The sequence below is a fragment of the Myroides sp. WP-1 genome, assembly GCF_014145635.1.
Classification (GTDB): Bacteria; Bacteroidota; Bacteroidia; order Flavobacteriales; family Flavobacteriaceae; genus Flavobacterium.
The window spans coordinates 104,014-120,854 of sequence record NZ_JACHTC010000004.1 but is presented as its reverse complement, the minus strand read 5'-3'; the positions used below and the strand labels follow the sequence as shown (position 1 = coordinate 120,854).

Genomic DNA, 16,841 nt, shown 5'->3' with positions numbered 1-16,841 from the left:
GTTTCTTTTTACTAGTCTTTAACTTTTCAATTAAATCAATATATTTGAAAAGACCACAATTCATCGCATTATGACACGTATTTTATCGCTTATACTCGTTTTTCTTCTTTTTCCGTGCTCTTCGATAGCCCAAAAGTTTAATTCAACAAAAGCAGATGAATACATCCAGCGAATTAACGCGAATCACAGAGGAATTGGGTCTATTGCACTATACAAAAACAACAAAGTCCTTTATGAGAAAGACTTTGGACATGAATTAGTGGGAGAAGCACAACAAACACCTCACTTGTATCACATTGGTTCAATTACCAAAATGTTTACTGCTGTGTTGATTTATCAATTGATTGATGAAGGCAAACTCAAACTTGATGATCGTGTTGCTCCTTATTTTCCTTCAATTAACATCCCTAATCTGTTTACCTTAAAAATAAGCGATTTACTCAGTCACACGAGCGGACTAGACGATTATACCTGTTATGAAGATGATTTTTATTGGCTCAAAACACCTCAAACGCAAGAGGCTATTGAAGATAACATTATCCAACAAGGAACACCTCATTTTGGTGGGAAAAAGAAAAATTTCTTCTTTTCCAATACGGGATATTACCTACTTGCTCGAATTGTTGAGCAAAAACGCCAGATGAGCTATGACGAAGCGGTAAAAAAATACATCATCAAAAAAATAAATCTACAAAACACCTATACATCCAGTGACGTTTTACCTTATGAGGTGCAATCCTACCAACTTTTTGATCAGTGGGAAGTCATGGATGAAATTAGTTTTGAGAATACCAATGGTGTCAACGATCTCATTGCTTCTATTGGAGATTTAGCTCAATTCAATCAGGCCCTATTTTCAAATAAACTCGTTTCAAAACAAAGCTTAACTAGCATGAAACCCGTGCCATTTAAGGAGAAATATGGTCGTGGAATGATGTATTACGTCTACAAGAAAAAGAATTTCGTTGGACATACAGGTGGTACTTTTGGTTCTTTTTCGTTGCTTTATTATAACGAAGCTGAAAAGCTTACTGTTGTTTATGCTATTAGTGGTGCTGCTTTTTCTCATTATCAATTATTTGATGCCCTGTTAGCCATCCTCTATGCGAAAAAATATACGATGCCTGAATTTGAAACGATGCCTGTTACAAATGAACAATTACAACAATATGTTGGCTCGTATCGCAATGCTCAATTGGATCTTACCGTTGATTTTGTCATTGAGAAAAACAAATTATTTTTAAAGCCTTCAGGATGTAATCGCTATGCCCTATTGGATGCAATTGGTGATAACACTTTTCGCTCTCCAGAGGGAACGGTTACTTATAGTTTTAATCCGCAACAACAACAAGTAACCATACAACAACTAAAAGCTAATTTCACACTCAATAAAGTAACAGCAGAATAGGAAACCCTCAACTACGGTTTACTTTGGTTAAGGATGGAGGATATGAAACTCCGATCGTCTATTTTGCTGATCATCTGCTGGTGAACAGCTATCGCATTTCACTTTTGGCTCTTTACTCCCTACCCCTTTCGCTTCTATGCGATCAGAAGATATGCCGCGATCAACTAAATATTGAGCAGTGACATGCGCTCTAGCTTCGGATAGTTTTTGGTTATACGTTTCTTTCCCCACGCGATCTGTATGGGAAACAATCAAAATTCGCATCGTTTTATTTTCCTGCATGAAACTGACTAATCGATCTAATTCTCGTTGTCCAACAGTTGTGATTGTCACTTGATCAAAATCAAAAGGGATGTCATTGAGTATCACTTTATTGTCCTTAATCTCCGGTCGAACTTGTTTGCGCAACACAATAGTAAGAAGTTGCTCCTTTCCTTGTCCACTGCTGTATTCTTCTTCTTTATAGAAATATCCTTCTTTTTCAAATTTTACTGTATACGCTTTATTACACGAAATAGTTGTAGCAAATTGTCCCATACCATCTGTTTCTACCTGTCCTAATGTTTGACGAGATCGATCTACAAAAACAACGGCTACTCCAGTTACCGTTTCTTGTGTATCAGCATCGATCACAACTCCCTTAACTTCTGCTTCACAAAGTGGTTTGACACGATAAATATCCTGTCTGCCAATGCGATTACTCGATAAAAAACCAAAATCGCGTTTGCTGTTATACACCCAATTAAAATCATCTTTTGGGGTATTGATTCCTTCCCCTAAGTTTTGGGGTACTGCGTGTTTATCTTTTAAATCTAGGGCATAAATATCTAATCCTCCGTATCCACCCCAGCGATCTGAAGTAAAATACAACATCTGATCTTCTGTAATGAAGGGATAATCTTCCTTGTACCCCGTATTGATTCGTTCTCCTAAATTCTCAGGTTCTCCAAAAGCCTTTCCCTCTTCCAAAATAGGAACGCGCCACAAATCTAACTCGCCTATACTCCCAGGTTGATTAGAAGCAAAATACAGGTAATCTCCTTCTGGAGAAACAAAGGGATTCACATAAGTATATCCCACTTGCACAAAGGGCAATACCGCAATTTTTTTCCACTTTTTACCTTTGCGTTCTGCCCAAAACAAGCTCATCATGCCCTGTCTTTTTTTGACGTCTTTATTTTTTCTAAACTTGCGATGGCGATAGCTCTCAGAGGCAAAATAAATCAATTTATTTGAGGGATGCATCACTGCTTGGCCGTCCATAAATCGTCGATTAATTCGCCCACTTAACAAGCTGTGTTCATAAACGGGTTCATCTTTAGATTTTAAGGTGGTCTGATAAAGTGCTGTATTGGGCATTTTGGATCCCTTTTCTTTCGCTTCAAAGAGTTTCCTTACCCATTTTTGGTTGTATTTCGTTCGATTAGAGACAAATAAAAGCGTGTCCGTTGTAGACCATGAAAGGCTGTGATCGGCATAATAGACATCATTAATTCCGGCTTCTTCAATATAGTGAGTAGAAGGATTCATTCCGATACGCGGATAGTCGTCTGCGTGTTTTAAAAAATAAAGCGCTCTTGGATCATCGTCTGCTTTTTGTGCAAACTTATGCATAGCGGATACTGCGCTTTCATATCTTCCATTCTTCGATAAGTTATACGCCAATCGATAATAAAATGCAACAGACAAAGAGGGATCTTCCTCCAAAGCTTTGGTATAAAATTGAGCAGCCTGAACCGAAAGCCCCAACTGATCATGACACAAGGCTAATTGCTGATTGACATAATTGGGCGTATGCCTTCCTCTGAGTAAACGAGTATATTCGTCTTTAGCCTTCACATACTCCATCTTAGCAAAATATTTATCTGCTTTTTTTAAACTGGGTTTTCGCTTTCCTTGCGCTGCAATAGCCATAACAAGAAATAGAACCACAATTACTTTCTTCATCTTTTGTATTCTTTCACTTTGTAGAAAACTAACGCAATAACTCGTCCTTACATTGTTATCACATTTGCTTTTTAATAGGCAATTAACACGACAACCTTCTTTTACTAAACAAAAATCAACTAAAGTCACTTTTCGTTAGGATTCTTCTAATTTTAATACTTTTGAGCTGTAACTTGTGTAGCACACAAAAAAACATATCAACTTTATTTTCTATTTTCCCAATAGATTTATACTAATTCTATTTTCATATTGAAATTTGCGAATTCATTATCAACCGTTAAGTTGTTTTTTTAAAAACGTTAAAACCTTAGTATTTAAAAAATCTATTTGTAATTTTAATACATCAAAAACCAGATTTACAAGCGTAAATCCACTCAGCAAATCATTGAATGAAAAATTATGTTTTGGCATTTGCTTTATTAGCACTAAGCCCATCAATTGTAAAAGCGAACGAATACGTAAAACAAACATCAACCATGAAAGAAACATCAAAGAACAAACAAACGATTTACCAATTTAAGGTAAAAGATTTGTATGGAAATGATTTTGACTTTGCCTCCTTAAAAGGGAAAAAAATATTAATCGTCAATACAGCATCTGAATGCGGATTAACTCCTCAATATGAGTTATTACAAAGTTTATATGAAGAATTTGGAGGAGATAATTTTGCCATTGTAGGGTTTCCTGCCAACAACTTTGGCAATCAAGAGCCAGGAAGTAACGCGGAAATAGCTACCTTTTGCAAGGCTAATTTTGGGGTAACCTTTCCGATGATGGAAAAAATATCTGTAAAAGGCGATGATATAGCTCCAATTTATCAGTTCTTGACACAAAAGAGTCTGAACGGTTTTGCTGATAGTACAGTAGAATGGAATTTTCAAAAATATTTGATTGATGAGCAAGGACACGTGGTTCAAGTAATCAATCCAAGAATACTTCCCAATGATCCTGAAATCAAGGATTGGATAAAAAAGAAATAAGCTAGAATAAGGATGCCATAGTAATTTTATTTGTAATTTTAGCTTTTTAAAGTTACTATGGTTTATCCTTCAATACAGTTAGCACAAAGTATTCTTTCAATTTGTAAAGCAAAAAATATAAAGCACGTTGTTATATCTCCAGGGTCGCGTAATGCACCTTTGACCATTGGTTTTACCAACGATCCATTTTTTACTTGTTATAGCATTGCTGATGAACGATGTGCGGCTTTCTTTGGAATGGGCTTAGCACAACAAATGCATACCCCAACAATTTTAATATGCACTTCAGGATCTGCACTTTTAAACTATTATTCTGCTGTTGCAGAGGCTTTTTACAGCCAAACACCTTTAATTGTTTTATCTGCGGATCGACCATTACATAAGATTGACATCGGAGACGGACAAACGATTCGTCAACAGCATGTGTATCAAAATCACATCGTATACAGTGCCAATCTAACCGAAGAGGCAAATCGTGAAAATGATCAACTCATCCAAACAGCCCTTGACACAGCCCTAATCAAACGAGGTCCTGTACATATCAATGCCCCTTTTGAAGAACCTCTGTACCAAACAACAGAACACCTAACAGTACACCCAAAAATAGAGCAAACGCAACTACCAAACCTTCCTCATGTTGATATAGATTACTATAAGACAGAATGGAACAAGGCTTCTAAAAAGATGATTTTGGTAGGTACTTATGAGCCAAATAGTATTTCTGCTGCAGTATTAGCAAATTTGGCTAAGGATGAATCTACCTTGTTCTTGGCTGAAACGCTGAGTAATATCAACGATGCTCAGGTGATTAATGCTATTGATCGCTTGGTTATTCCGATGACCGATGCTGACTTACAACAGCTTCAACCTGACATTTTACTCACTTTTGGTGGTATGGTAGTCAGTAAAAAAATAAAGCAATTTCTACGTCAATATACTCCAAAACAGCACTGGCATGTGGATACGCTACGTCATTATGATACCTATGATTGCTTAACAGATCGTATTTATAGCGATGCACCGTCATTTTTAACTCAGTTGACAACTCCAACTGCTATTCAACCGGTTAATTCAACCTATAAATCATGGGCCCATCATCTGATGGATCTCCGCAATGCCAAACACAAAGACTTTCTTTCTACGGCTCAATTTTCTGATCTTACAGCTATCGATTATTTAGTAGCTCAGCTGCCTCTACACAGTCAATTACAGGTTAGCAATAGTGCTGTTATTCGTTATGTTCAACTAACCGCTGTTGATCCGAGTATTGAAGTATTTTGCAACAGAGGAACAAGTGGTATTGATGGTTGTACTTCAACTGCTATAGGTGCTGCAGTGGGATCGGGAAAACCAACAGTACTCATGACAGGAGATATTAGTTTCTTTTACGATAGCAATGCCCTGTGGAATGGATATATACCGAAGAATTTCAAAATTATTTTGATTAACAATGGAGGTGGTGGCATTTTCAGAACCCTTCCCGGTCATCAGGAAAACGAGGTCTTCAATACCTATTTTGAAACAACCCATCAACTTACTGCAGAACATTTAGCTGCTATGTATGGTTTTACGTATTGGTGCGCAAAAGACCAAAATGAGTTAGAATCACAGGCTGCAGCGTTTTTCCAAGCCCATGATCGCCCTGCTATTTTAGAGGTGCAAACTCCTACATTCTTGAACGATGAAGTTTTTAAAAATTATTATCGCAATTTGTAAACTTTTATAACACTATCTCTTTTATTTTTAGTAACTTGTAGCAACAAAAAAATAAAATTATGAGTAAAAGAGCTGAATTAATTGAAAAGTACGCTGCGGATTTAAAAGACAAATGTGGCGTTAAACCTAACATGGAATTACTAGAGAAAGTAACTATTGGATGTGGTCCATCGATTTACAACCAAGATTCATCTACAGTAGCTAGTTCTTCGGAATCTGAAATGGCAACAGTACGCAACAATTTTTTAATTAAAAAATTAGGATTGAAAGACGATGCTAAATTAGATGAAGGGTTAAAAAAGGTAATTGACCAATATGGTGCTTCGAACAAACACAAATACAGAGCTGTTCTCTATTATTTACTAACCGTTCACTTTAAAAAAGAATCTGTTTATTTAAAATAAGAAAATAAAAAAGAGCGATTAGTTACTAATCGCTCTTTTTGTTGTTTGTTGTTCCTATATAGTAATCTGTTTGTTTTAGACGCTATGTACTAATTTTCCTCTATTAAAGACAGCTTCTCGTTTTGGAGTTCTAGCAACGGCTTCTGCAGAACACGATGCATCAACGACAATAAAGGTAGCCTCTTGACCAGGTAAAGGCCAAACCTGTTTTCCTTCGGCAGTCAGTGGAGTTAATTGATCTTTTGTAGCTATTTGCAAAGCTCTAGACAAAGTAAACTCATCTCGCCAACCATATAATTCGGCTGTTAATTTTGCTTTTTCCAACATATCACAAGAACCAAAAGGAGACCAGTGATCTATAATACTATCTGTACCTGTCATCAGTGAAACGTTGTGTTTATAAAACGTTGGAATCGGCATATTTAATTTACCGATAGGCACTGTTGAAATCACCCCGATACCTACTTCTGCCAACTGATCACTTAATGCCTCTGCGTCTTTCGTTTCCAATTGACCTAATGCAAATCCATGACTAATAAACGTTTTTCCTTGTAGTGGTTTGTTTGCTCTCACTGTTGCAATCATATACTCTATAGCCGCTAGTCCGGTAGCTTTTCCTTCATGCAGGTGAATATCTACTCCTTTATTGTAATCTAACGCAATCTGAAACATCACATCTAATGATTTTTTCATATCGCCATCTACCGTAGTAGGATCCAACCCTCCTATATAATCTACTCCCATCTGTGCTGCTTCTCGCAATATACCCTCAGAATCGGAATACAAAATACCGTGTTGTGGAAAAGCAACAATTTCAGCTTGCATAAAATCTTTTTTATTTGCTAGCGCTTTTTGAAGGTTCTCTAAACTTTTCAGCCCACTTGTTGGCTCAATATTCGTTTGACATCGCGCGAAATAAGTTCCTTTTTGGTTCATTAACTCAATAGCTTGTTCCGCTTTTGCCGTCGAATGAAGGAGAAGATCTGGTAAAATACGACGTTCTAAGTCGATCATATCTTTTACTGTTTTTCCTCTTATAGGTTCTGCATGCCAAGATTCTCCATAAAACGTTTTATCGATGTGAATATGCATATCTCTCAAACCTGGTAAAACCAACTTTCCCTTTGCATCAAAGATAGCCCCATCATACGTTGCACCTAGTGCAGGCTTTAAGGCTACAATCTTCCCTTCATTTATGTATAAGTCATACAATCCGGTTTGCGTTGCTTTAACCTGCCCGTTGTCATTATAAATAAAACCCTCTTCTAAACGAGCATTCACTAATACAAATTCTTTTGTATCTGCTGTTACTGTTTTTACTTCATCGTCTTTTACGTTAGCCCATTTCGTTCCTGAAATGAAAAAACCTCCTGCTCCAGCAGTCGTTAAATGAAGAAATTCTTTCCTATTCATTCGTTCTCTTTTCATTAATATGCACCTGCAGCCTCTAACAGCTGTATCATTTCTTTGTATTTATTCGCTTTAGCGTGGTACAGCGGTGTTTTACCATCGTGATCTGGAATGTTTACATCAACTCCACCCGCTATTAATTCTTTGACAATTGCGACATGAGTTGGTCCACCATTGCTCAATATAATTGCTTCCATTAAAGCAGTCCATCCCAATCGATTGACGTGGTTTATTGGAAAATTAGGCGTGTGAACGAGTAGTTTGACAACCTCAAGATGTCCTTTCTCTGCTGCTGGAATTAGAGCTGTACCGTTGTATCGATTAAATACTGTAAAATCTGCTCCATGCGTCAAAGCCTTTTGGACCAACGCTAAATTGCCCTCTGCTCCTGCATACAAAAAAGGACTATTCAACATCGAATCTTGTGTATTGACATTGGCTCCCTGATCAATCAAATAGAAAGCAATTTCATTGTATTTCAAATAAGTAGCAACCATTAAAGGCGTTTCTCCTTTACTGTTTTTCACTTCTAAATTAAATGCAGTTGCACTCAAAATTGCCTTTACTTGTGCTAAATCCTTGCTTTCAATTGCTTGGAATAACTCTTTCTCTCTTGTAGTATTCATCTTACCTTCTAATTCACTATTGTTATTATTCGAACAACCCGCTATTAGATTAGTAGATAGTCCAACGGATAAGACTACAAATAAAACACAAACTACTTTCCTAATCATAAGCTACTTATATTTAAATTCGTTTTACAAATATAGAATTGCTTATAAAAAAAGCCCTTGTGTATTTACAGTGTTTTATTGTACATATTATAACTATCCCGAAATTGACCTGGCGTCTTTTTCTGCCATTTTTTAAAGTAATGATTGAAATAGCCTGTATCATGAAAGCCCAACTCATAGGCAATTTCTTTGATAGACAAATCTGTCGTGATCAACAAGCGCTCCGCTTCAAGAATAATTCGCTGCTGAATACAATGACTTGCAGAAATACCTAGTATTTTCTTAGCTCGTATATTGAGGTAATTCGGTGTGATATTTAATTGATCTGCATAAAAAGCCACTTGGTTTTGTGTCTTAAAATGCAATTCTAACAACGTTTTAAACTCCTGTATTTTAAGGTCTTTCGTTTGTATTTCTACAATAGGATAGGCCATAGAATAGAATTGTTGAATCTTCTTTAAGAGGAGAAAAAACTGTAAAACACTAATTTCCTGACCAATGGGTGTTTCATCGGGTAAAAGTTGATGGAGTTTTTCCAACTCTATTTTTAATTGTTCATAGGCAGATGCGGTTAGTTCTAAAACGGGAGGTACATCAATTTGAAAAAAAGGCAACGTACTTAAGCGATTACCTAGGTGAATCGCTCCTGTTGAAAACATCAATTGATACCCCATTGTATCTTCGGAAAGTTTCCAGTAGTGAACTTGTTGTGGACGCAAAAAATGAACTTGATACGGTTTAACTTCGAGCTGAGTAAAATCAATTTCGTGAATTCCAGTACCTTCTTCTACGAAGAGAATCAAATAAAAATCGTGCTTGTGGGGAATCATCAAATCACTTCTCCCCTTTTCCTTATGTTGAAACAAAGTAATCTCCCAGGTTTCTTCCCCCATTATTTTTGATCGACTCCAAGTCTCTATAGCTGTAGATTTTTTATTCATACGTCTAAACTCTCCTAATACTTATCCTTTTGAATAGAACAATTTAATCAAAAAAAAACTCGCTTCTTTATAGAAACGAGTTTTTCTTTTATCTTACTAATGTTTACTTCTTTTTTAAAGCTACTGCTTGGTCGTATAGGTTTTCATAGATCGGCAAAATTTCACTTATTTGAAAGCGTTTTGCCGTTTCGCGTGCTCCTTCTTTAAATCGACATAAAGTATCTTCATCTTTTAAAATTGCCAAAGCATTCTTAACCATGTCATCGACATCCTTTACATCACTGAGGTATCCTGAAACTCCGTGTTCGTTAACTTCAGGTAAACCTCCAGTATTACTCGAAATAACAGGAACACCAACTGCCATAGCTTCCAATGCAGCTAATCCAAAGCTCTCAGTTTCCGATGGCAACAAAAACAAGTCAGAGTAACCTAATATCTGATTGACTTCGGTACTGTTTCCAAAGAAAATAATCTTATCGTAAATACCCAATTCCATCGCTAAACGCTCTGCCTTTTCTTTCTCAGGGCCATCGCCAACAAGCATTAATTTGGCAGGAACAACTTGTTGAATGCCATAAAAGATTTTCACGACATCGCCAATGCGTTTTACCTTTCTGAAATTACTGATATGGGTAATAATAAACTCTCCTTTTTCAGCCATAGCGCTTCGTTTACAAGGCGTTTCTGAGCAGTCTACATCTTTTACTTCAATAAAATTCGGGATTACACAGATTTCTTTTTTACTTTGAAACAACTCATAGGTTGATTGTTTCAAAGATTCAGATACAGAAGTTACAAAGTCCGATTGATTGATACTAAACGTAACGGCTGTTTTATAATTCGGATGATTACCTACTAAAGTAATATCCGTACCATGTAGTGTGGTGATCATCGGTAAATCAATCCCTTCTTCCTTCAACATTTGTTTAGCCATATAACCGGCATAAGCATGAGGAATAGCGTAATGCACATGCAAAACATCGATATTAAACAATTTAACGATATCTACTAATTTACTAGATAAAGCTAATTCGTATGGTTGATAGTGAAACAAAGGATATTCGGGTACATTAACTTCGTGATAATAAATCTTTGGATTTAATAAAGCTAAACGAACGGGTTGACTATAGGTGATAAAATGTACTTCATGATCTCTTTTTGCTAGTTCCAAACCTAGCTCTGTAGCTACAACCCCACTTCCGCCGAAAGTTGGGTAGCATACGATTGCGATTTTCATATATGAATTATTTGGTGCTTAAAGATACTTCGAATTATTTATACTAAATAAAAATTTATCTTTTGATTATATAGAATACAAACTATTTAACACAAGTACTTCTTGCCACCTCATTCATTTTTACTTTACAATTGACTCGTAAATAACTTGTTGAATATTTTCGCGAATATTTTCTTTTGACAAGCGGTTGCTATTTGAATCAGGATAAGTTCGATTAGAGAGAAACACATAAATCAGGTCTTTCTCTGGATCTGCCCAGGTCATTGTACCTGTAAAACCCGTATGTCCAAAACTAGTTAGTGAAGCACATCCACAAGTTGGTCCTGGTTTACCTGCTAGTTGTGGTTTATCAAACCCAATCCCTCTTCTATTTCCTTTATCGCAATATACACATGCATTGAAAACTTCGAAGGTAGATTTTGAAAAGAATTGCTCTTCTCCATAATGTCCTTCATTCAGGTACAATTGCATGATTTTGGCTACATCTAGAGCCGTGCCAAAAAGCCCGGCATGTCCTGCAACTCCACCTTGCATGGCTGCTCCCATATCGTGTACATAACCGTGAACTGTCGTATAGCGATAATAGTTATCCTCTTCTGTTGGTGTAATTTCTTTTGCATCAAATTTTCGCAACGGCAAATAAGTCAGTCGGTTAGCTCCAATCGATTGGTAAAATTTTTCCTGAACTAACTGATCCAACGTACGATAATATGCACTTTCAATGTATTGCTTTAAAGAAATAAAACCTAAATCGCTGTATTTATATTCTTTTTTACTCGCTAATTTACTGTTGGCAATTTCATTCAACATCGTTTGTGTATATCCCTTTTTGATAAATAAATGTTCACTTACTTGTGTAGGGAAATCAGGAGAAAATTGAGTGCGATACAAATTGCTATCTGGACGTGAAACACTGTCTAAGGTACTTTTGTAAAAGGGAATCCACGCCACTAATCCCGATTGGTGAGTCAGTAAGTCTTTTAGGGTAATATCTTGCTTATCTGTTCTTTTAAACTCGGGTACCAAATCCCCCAGTTTTGAATGCATCGTTATCTTGTGTTCATCGTATAATTTCATCACCATTGGCAGTGTTGCTAAAATCTTAGTCAACGAAGCCAAATCGTACAAATCAGTATTTTTTACAGGATATTCAGGTTGATACGTATGATAGCCGAAAGATTTATTGTACACTACCTTACCATGGCGAGCAACCAAAATTTGAGCACCTGGCGTTATTTGTTGATCAATCGCATATTGAGCGATACTGTCAATTTTACGCAATACAACAGGGTCTAATCCTTCATTAGCAGGTGTTGAAAAACCAAGGCGATCTATTGATTTTGTTTTAATACCTGTTCCAACATCGTATTTACGCGTTATGGTTACAGGAAGTTCGCCTTTTGCACCTAAGGCACCAAAAACAATTTGGGCAGCTGCTTGTTCTGCAAAAGTATTATTCTGATATCCAACAACTAAAGCATCCAATTCTTTAATTTCATCTTCGATTCCACTCAAAGCATAAGGTTTGGCAAAAGAGACCAAGATCGCTTTATTATCTTTGGCAATCTCTCCGATAATCGCTTTCTCTTCTATAGAAAAATTTTGATTTCTCCAAGGGTTATCTACCTTGTGATAACCAACAACAACAAGAGAATAGTCTTTCAAACGACTAAGATCTGTTGCAGCTACTACCTCAATGGTTGTATAATTTCGCATCATTTCTAGGAAGGGCGTACCGTCATCGTCTCCGAGGGCAACATAGGCAATCTTCTCATGCTCTAATTTGCGAATAGGAACAAGCTTATTGTTATTCTTTACCAAAGTAATCGCTTCGCTATACAACTTGGTATTAAGATCGTCATATACTGCGTCATTTAGTTCTTCTACGAGGTTGGTTTGATCAATAACCAAGGGTTTAGTCAATCCTACTTTATACTTATAACCCAATACCTTTTTTACCGAATAAGCCAATCGACTTTCAGTGATGTCTCCCAATTCGTAGGCTTCTTTTATTTTTATTGCTGCTTTGTCTACATCTTCAGAAAATAATAGTAAATCATTCCCTGCTTTAAAAGCTGCTAAATCCACTTCACCAGGAGATAAATAATTAGCTACTCCTTTCATATTCAAGGCATCCGTAAAAATCAACCCTTCGAATTCAAGTTCATCTCTTAGCAATTTGGTTACCACATTATAAGACAATGAACTAGGAATAGCATCATTGGGTTCATATGCAGGTAAATTCAAATGCGCCACCATAACGCTGGAAAGTCCATTTTTAAACAACTTCTTATAAGGATACAACTCCACTTGATGCAGTCGATCTTTATCTAAATCGATTAAAGGCAAGTTGTGATGAGAGTCTGTCGAGGTATCACCATGTCCGGGGAAATGTTTTGCCGTCGCAAAAAGTCCTTCACTTTGATAACCGTTCATAAAAGCTAAGGCTCTATCTGTAACAATTTCTCTGGTTTCACCATAAGAACGCACGCCAATAATCGGATTATCCGGATTGTTATTCACATCGACAACAGGGCCAAAATTAAAGTGTATTCCTATGCGTTTGGACTGTTTAGCCATCGCTTTACCAACCTCTTCAATGAGATCTAGGTTTTGAACAGCACCTAAAGTCATGTTATAAGGAAATCGATAAGTAGAATCTAATCGCATGCGCAATCCCCATTCTCCATCAATTCCCACCAGTAAAGGCAATTTACTCTGTCCTTGCAAGCGATTGGCGATTTGTGCTTGTCGTTGTGGTCCGCCTTGAAAAAAAATCAAACCACCTACGTGATTCACATTGACTAAACGCTCTAGTTCTGCTACGTGTTTCTCGTTCTTATTCGAATAAGCGGCTACCATAAATAACTGTCCTATTCTGCGATCTAAAGACATCGAATTATAGACACTATCAACCCATTGTCGTTGTTGAATTTCAGAAGAATACAGTTTGTTTTTAGGTTGTCCGTGAGACAAAAAAGGGAGTAACAAAAGTGTTAATAATGTTCTTTTCATAGATTTTTTAGCTTTTTTAAATATAGGAATCCTCTAAAGAAATACCAATAGAAAATTGTCCTTCTTGCAAACTTAGCAAATCTGCTTTATATAAAAAAGACCAAACTTGTACTTCTAACTGAAATAAATATAGAATTTTATAAAAAAAAGTACACTATCAAAGTAAAAAGAACAATATACATAGGAATATTTTTAGTTTATTCATTTATCTAGTTCATTCCAACTCATTTAGTATCAATCCCTTTTCATCGCATATTGCAAAATAAATAGCAGGAGTTACCAATTGGAAAGAAAAAGAAGGCATAAAAAGAACAAAAAAAAATCACCATCAAAAAAATGACGGTGATTGATTTATTTTTATGGAAGTTACATTTTGTCCTATTTAAAAAAGCGACTGTGCCAGCTTTCCTCTGCAGGTACTTCCCAGAATTCTCTATATTCTCCTAAATCGTTTACTAAGTTGTTAAACACAATTGTACTCGCAGATACTGCTTTTGTCTTTACCATTTGTTTAAACTCTACGACTGTTTTAAAAGCGATGAACTCTCCTGTTTTATAAGTAACATTCATTTTATCTAGTAAATCCACGGCATATTTTTGTTCAATATCTTGAATAACGCGTACGGAAGCATCGATAGAGCACCCTGAAGCAGCGTGAATATCTTGATCTACGGCTAGGATGATAAAGCGATTGTATTTGATCTCGTATGAAGCTGTTAGGGGTGTTGCGTGTGCTACCCATTCTTCCGTAAATTGACGCATAACCGCATCAATTTCTTCTACTTCTTCATCGGAAAATTTTCTATTTGACTGATAAATCCAAACTCTGGAATGATCAGGCATTTCTTCAAATGGCTTAAACATAGTTTATAAATCTTCTGCATTTGCAATTAACTCGGCAACGTCAAGGACTTTAACTTCACCTTCTTTTTCTTTGAACTTCACACCATCAGTAAGCATGGTATTACAAAATGGACATCCTGCTGCGATAATTTCAGCGTTTGTTCCTAATGCTTCTTCTGTACGTTCTACGTGTACTTCTTTGCTTCCGTGTTCGGGTTCTTTGAACAATTGTGCTCCACCCGCTCCACAGCAAAATCCGTTTAAACGAGAACGCTTCATTTCTACTAACTCCGCATCTAATTTCTCAATTAGCTGACGAGGAGCTTCAAAAACGTTATTGGCACGTCCTAAATAGCAAGGATCGTGAAATGTAATGCGCTTGCCTTTAAAGCTACCGCCTTCAATCGTTAGACGTCCTTCGTCTAAGAGCGATTTTAGAAATTGCGTATGATGTACAACTTCGTATTTTCCTCCTAAACCTGGATATTCATTTTTCAATGTATTGAAACAATGCGGACAAGCGGTAACTATTTTCTTTACCTCATATCCATCCAATACTTGAATATTCATCATGGCTTGCATTTGAAAAGCGAACTCATTTCCAGCGCGTTTTGCTGGATCACCTGTACATCCTTCTTCTGTTCCTAGTACAGCGAAAGATACATTGGCTTTGTTCAACAATTTCACAAAGGCCTTTGTTATTTTTTTTGCTCTATCGTCAAAACTACCTGAACAACCAACCCAAAATAAAACATCCGGTTGTTCTCCTCTTGCCATCATTTCGGCCATTGTAGGCACTACTAAATTTTCTGACATAATTTATTGGTGTCTATTTAAAATCAACAGCAGTTGTCAATTTATCTTGTTAGTTAATTAGTTTTCGTCCTTCCAGTTTAAGCGATCCATTTGGTTATACTGCCATGGTGCGCCATTGTTTTCGATATTCTGCATCATATTGTTTAGTTCAATTGGCGCAGCACTTTGTTCCATTACTAAGAATCTTCTCATATCCATAATAATAGATAAAGGGCTAATATCGATAGGACATTCTTCCACACATGCATTACACGTATTACACGCCCAAAGTTCTTCAGGTGTAATATAATCGTTTAACAGTGTTTTTCCATCGTCTACAAACTTACCATTGTTTGCATCTAATATTTTGCTTACGTCTTCCAAACGATCACGTGTTGACATCATAATCTTACGTGGAGACAATTTTTTCCCTGTTGTGTTTTGCGGACAAGATGAAGTACATCTACCACACTCTGTACAAGAGTATGCGTTCATCAACTGCACCCAATTTAAGTCCATCACATCTTGTGCACCAAATTTCTCTGGTTCGCCTGCTGGTTCAGCTGGTGCTGCAAACGGATCTGCATTAGGGTCCATCATCAAGGCTACCTCATTCTTCACAGATTCTAAGTTATCAAATTCTCCTTGCGGTTCTAAATTCGCATAATAGGTATTTGGGAATGCCAAGAAAATGTGTAAGTGTTTCGAGTAGTATAAATAGTTCATAAAGAACATAACTCCAATAATGTGTGCCCACCAACAAAAACGCTCGATAAAAGCAACAGTTGTAAAATCCATTCCATTAAATATCGGGCTTAATAAACCTGAAATTGGAAATGATCCTGCGGCAGTATAATGAGAATAGTTATTTACTTGTAAGAAGTGATCTGCTGCGTTCATCACCAAGAAGAAAACCATCAAGATCGATTCGATATAAATAATGTTATTGGCATCGCGTTTTGCCCATCCTTCTAGTTCAGGTTGGTTTAAGCGCTTTAATTTCAGTATGTTTCTTCGAATCCAAAAAACAGCTACACCAAAAATAACTAAAAACGCTAACACTTCAAAACACGCAATAAGTACATTGTAGGCTGCACCTAAAAAGCTAAATGCGCGGTGTGTACCGAATAATCCATCTACAATAATTTCGAGCATTTCGATATTGATGATCACGAATCCTACATACACAAAGATGTGTAAAATCGCAGGTATCGGGCGTTTTACCATTTTGGATTGTCCCAATGCCACGCGAATCATATTGCGCCATCTTTCTTTAGGTCTATCGGTGCGGTCTATGTCTCGACCTAACTTAATATTGCGAATTAATTTCTTTACATTTCGAATAAAGAAGCCAAATCCAGCTATAAGTAATACTAAAAATAATGCTTGGCCTAAATACTGCATAGTTGTA

13 protein-coding genes are annotated in these 16,841 nt (G+C 36.6%); 4 read left to right on the top strand and 9 right to left on the bottom strand.

What is annotated here, in order from left to right:
* The first annotated feature begins 70 nt into the window (after positions 1–70).
* A complete protein-coding gene (locus tag H4K33_RS05480) occupies positions 71–1,408 on the top strand; it encodes a serine hydrolase (RefSeq protein ID WP_182647468.1) in 1,338 nt (445 codons plus the stop codon).
* Between the two features lie 27 nt (positions 1,409–1,435).
* Here H4K33_RS05480 and H4K33_RS05475 read toward each other — a convergent pair whose 3' ends face one another.
* On the bottom strand, positions 1,436–3,355 hold the full coding sequence (locus tag H4K33_RS05475) for an OmpA family protein (protein ID WP_182647467.1): 1,920 nt from the start codon (positions 3,353–3,355) through the stop codon (positions 1,436–1,438).
* Positions 3,356–3,744: 389 nt separating this feature from the next.
* Here H4K33_RS05475 and H4K33_RS05470 point away from each other — a divergent pair, with 389 nt between their 5' ends.
* The 3 genes from H4K33_RS05470 to H4K33_RS05460 are packed head-to-tail and all read left to right on the top strand — an operon-like array spanning position 3,745 to position 6,455.
* Positions 3,745–4,335: a glutathione peroxidase gene (locus H4K33_RS05470; RefSeq protein ID WP_182647466.1), complete on the top strand. Its 591-nt coding sequence runs from the start codon at positions 3,745–3,747 to the stop codon at positions 4,333–4,335.
* Positions 4,336–4,392: 57 nt separating this feature from the next.
* Positions 4,393–6,051, top strand: coding sequence for a 2-succinyl-5-enolpyruvyl-6-hydroxy-3-cyclohexene-1-carboxylic-acid synthase (menD, locus tag H4K33_RS05465; protein WP_182647465.1), 1,659 nt, complete (start codon positions 4,393–4,395; stop codon positions 6,049–6,051).
* A gap of 59 nt (positions 6,052–6,110) precedes the next feature.
* Positions 6,111–6,455, top strand: coding sequence for a DUF2853 family protein (locus H4K33_RS05460; protein WP_182647464.1), 345 nt, complete (start codon positions 6,111–6,113; stop codon positions 6,453–6,455).
* Positions 6,456–6,530: 75 nt separating this feature from the next.
* Here H4K33_RS05460 and H4K33_RS05455 read toward each other — a convergent pair whose 3' ends face one another.
* From H4K33_RS05455 to H4K33_RS05420, 8 genes are all read right to left on the bottom strand, one after another.
* A complete protein-coding gene (locus H4K33_RS05455; protein WP_182647463.1) occupies positions 6,531–7,868 on the bottom strand; it encodes an amidohydrolase in 1,338 nt (445 codons plus the stop codon).
* Positions 7,869–7,882: 14 nt separating this feature from the next.
* Positions 7,883–8,599 (bottom strand): ankyrin repeat domain-containing protein, encoded by a 717-nt coding sequence (locus H4K33_RS05450; RefSeq protein ID WP_182647462.1) that lies wholly within the window; start codon positions 8,597–8,599, stop codon positions 7,883–7,885.
* 65 nt (positions 8,600–8,664) lie between these two features.
* Positions 8,665–9,492, bottom strand: coding sequence for a helix-turn-helix transcriptional regulator (locus H4K33_RS05445; protein WP_255493563.1), 828 nt, complete (start codon positions 9,490–9,492; stop codon positions 8,665–8,667).
* A gap of 151 nt (positions 9,493–9,643) precedes the next feature.
* On the bottom strand, positions 9,644–10,777 hold the full coding sequence (gene bshA / locus H4K33_RS05440; protein WP_182647460.1) for an N-acetyl-alpha-D-glucosaminyl L-malate synthase BshA: 1,134 nt from the start codon (positions 10,775–10,777) through the stop codon (positions 9,644–9,646).
* Between the two features lie 120 nt (positions 10,778–10,897).
* A complete protein-coding gene (locus H4K33_RS05435; RefSeq protein WP_182647459.1) occupies positions 10,898–13,792 on the bottom strand; it encodes a glycoside hydrolase family 3 N-terminal domain-containing protein in 2,895 nt (964 codons plus the stop codon).
* Positions 13,793–14,170: 378 nt separating this feature from the next.
* On the bottom strand, positions 14,171–14,656 hold the full coding sequence (locus H4K33_RS05430; protein ID WP_182647458.1) for an ABC transporter ATPase: 486 nt from the start codon (positions 14,654–14,656) through the stop codon (positions 14,171–14,173).
* 3 nt (positions 14,657–14,659) lie between these two features.
* On the bottom strand, positions 14,660–15,451 hold the full coding sequence (locus tag H4K33_RS05425) for a (Fe-S)-binding protein (RefSeq protein WP_182647457.1): 792 nt from the start codon (positions 15,449–15,451) through the stop codon (positions 14,660–14,662).
* A gap of 57 nt (positions 15,452–15,508) precedes the next feature.
* Complete coding sequence (locus tag H4K33_RS05420; RefSeq protein WP_182647456.1) at positions 15,509–16,834, bottom strand: (Fe-S)-binding protein; 1,326 nt, start codon at positions 16,832–16,834, stop codon at positions 15,509–15,511.
* Positions 16,835–16,841: the final 7 nt, after the last annotated feature.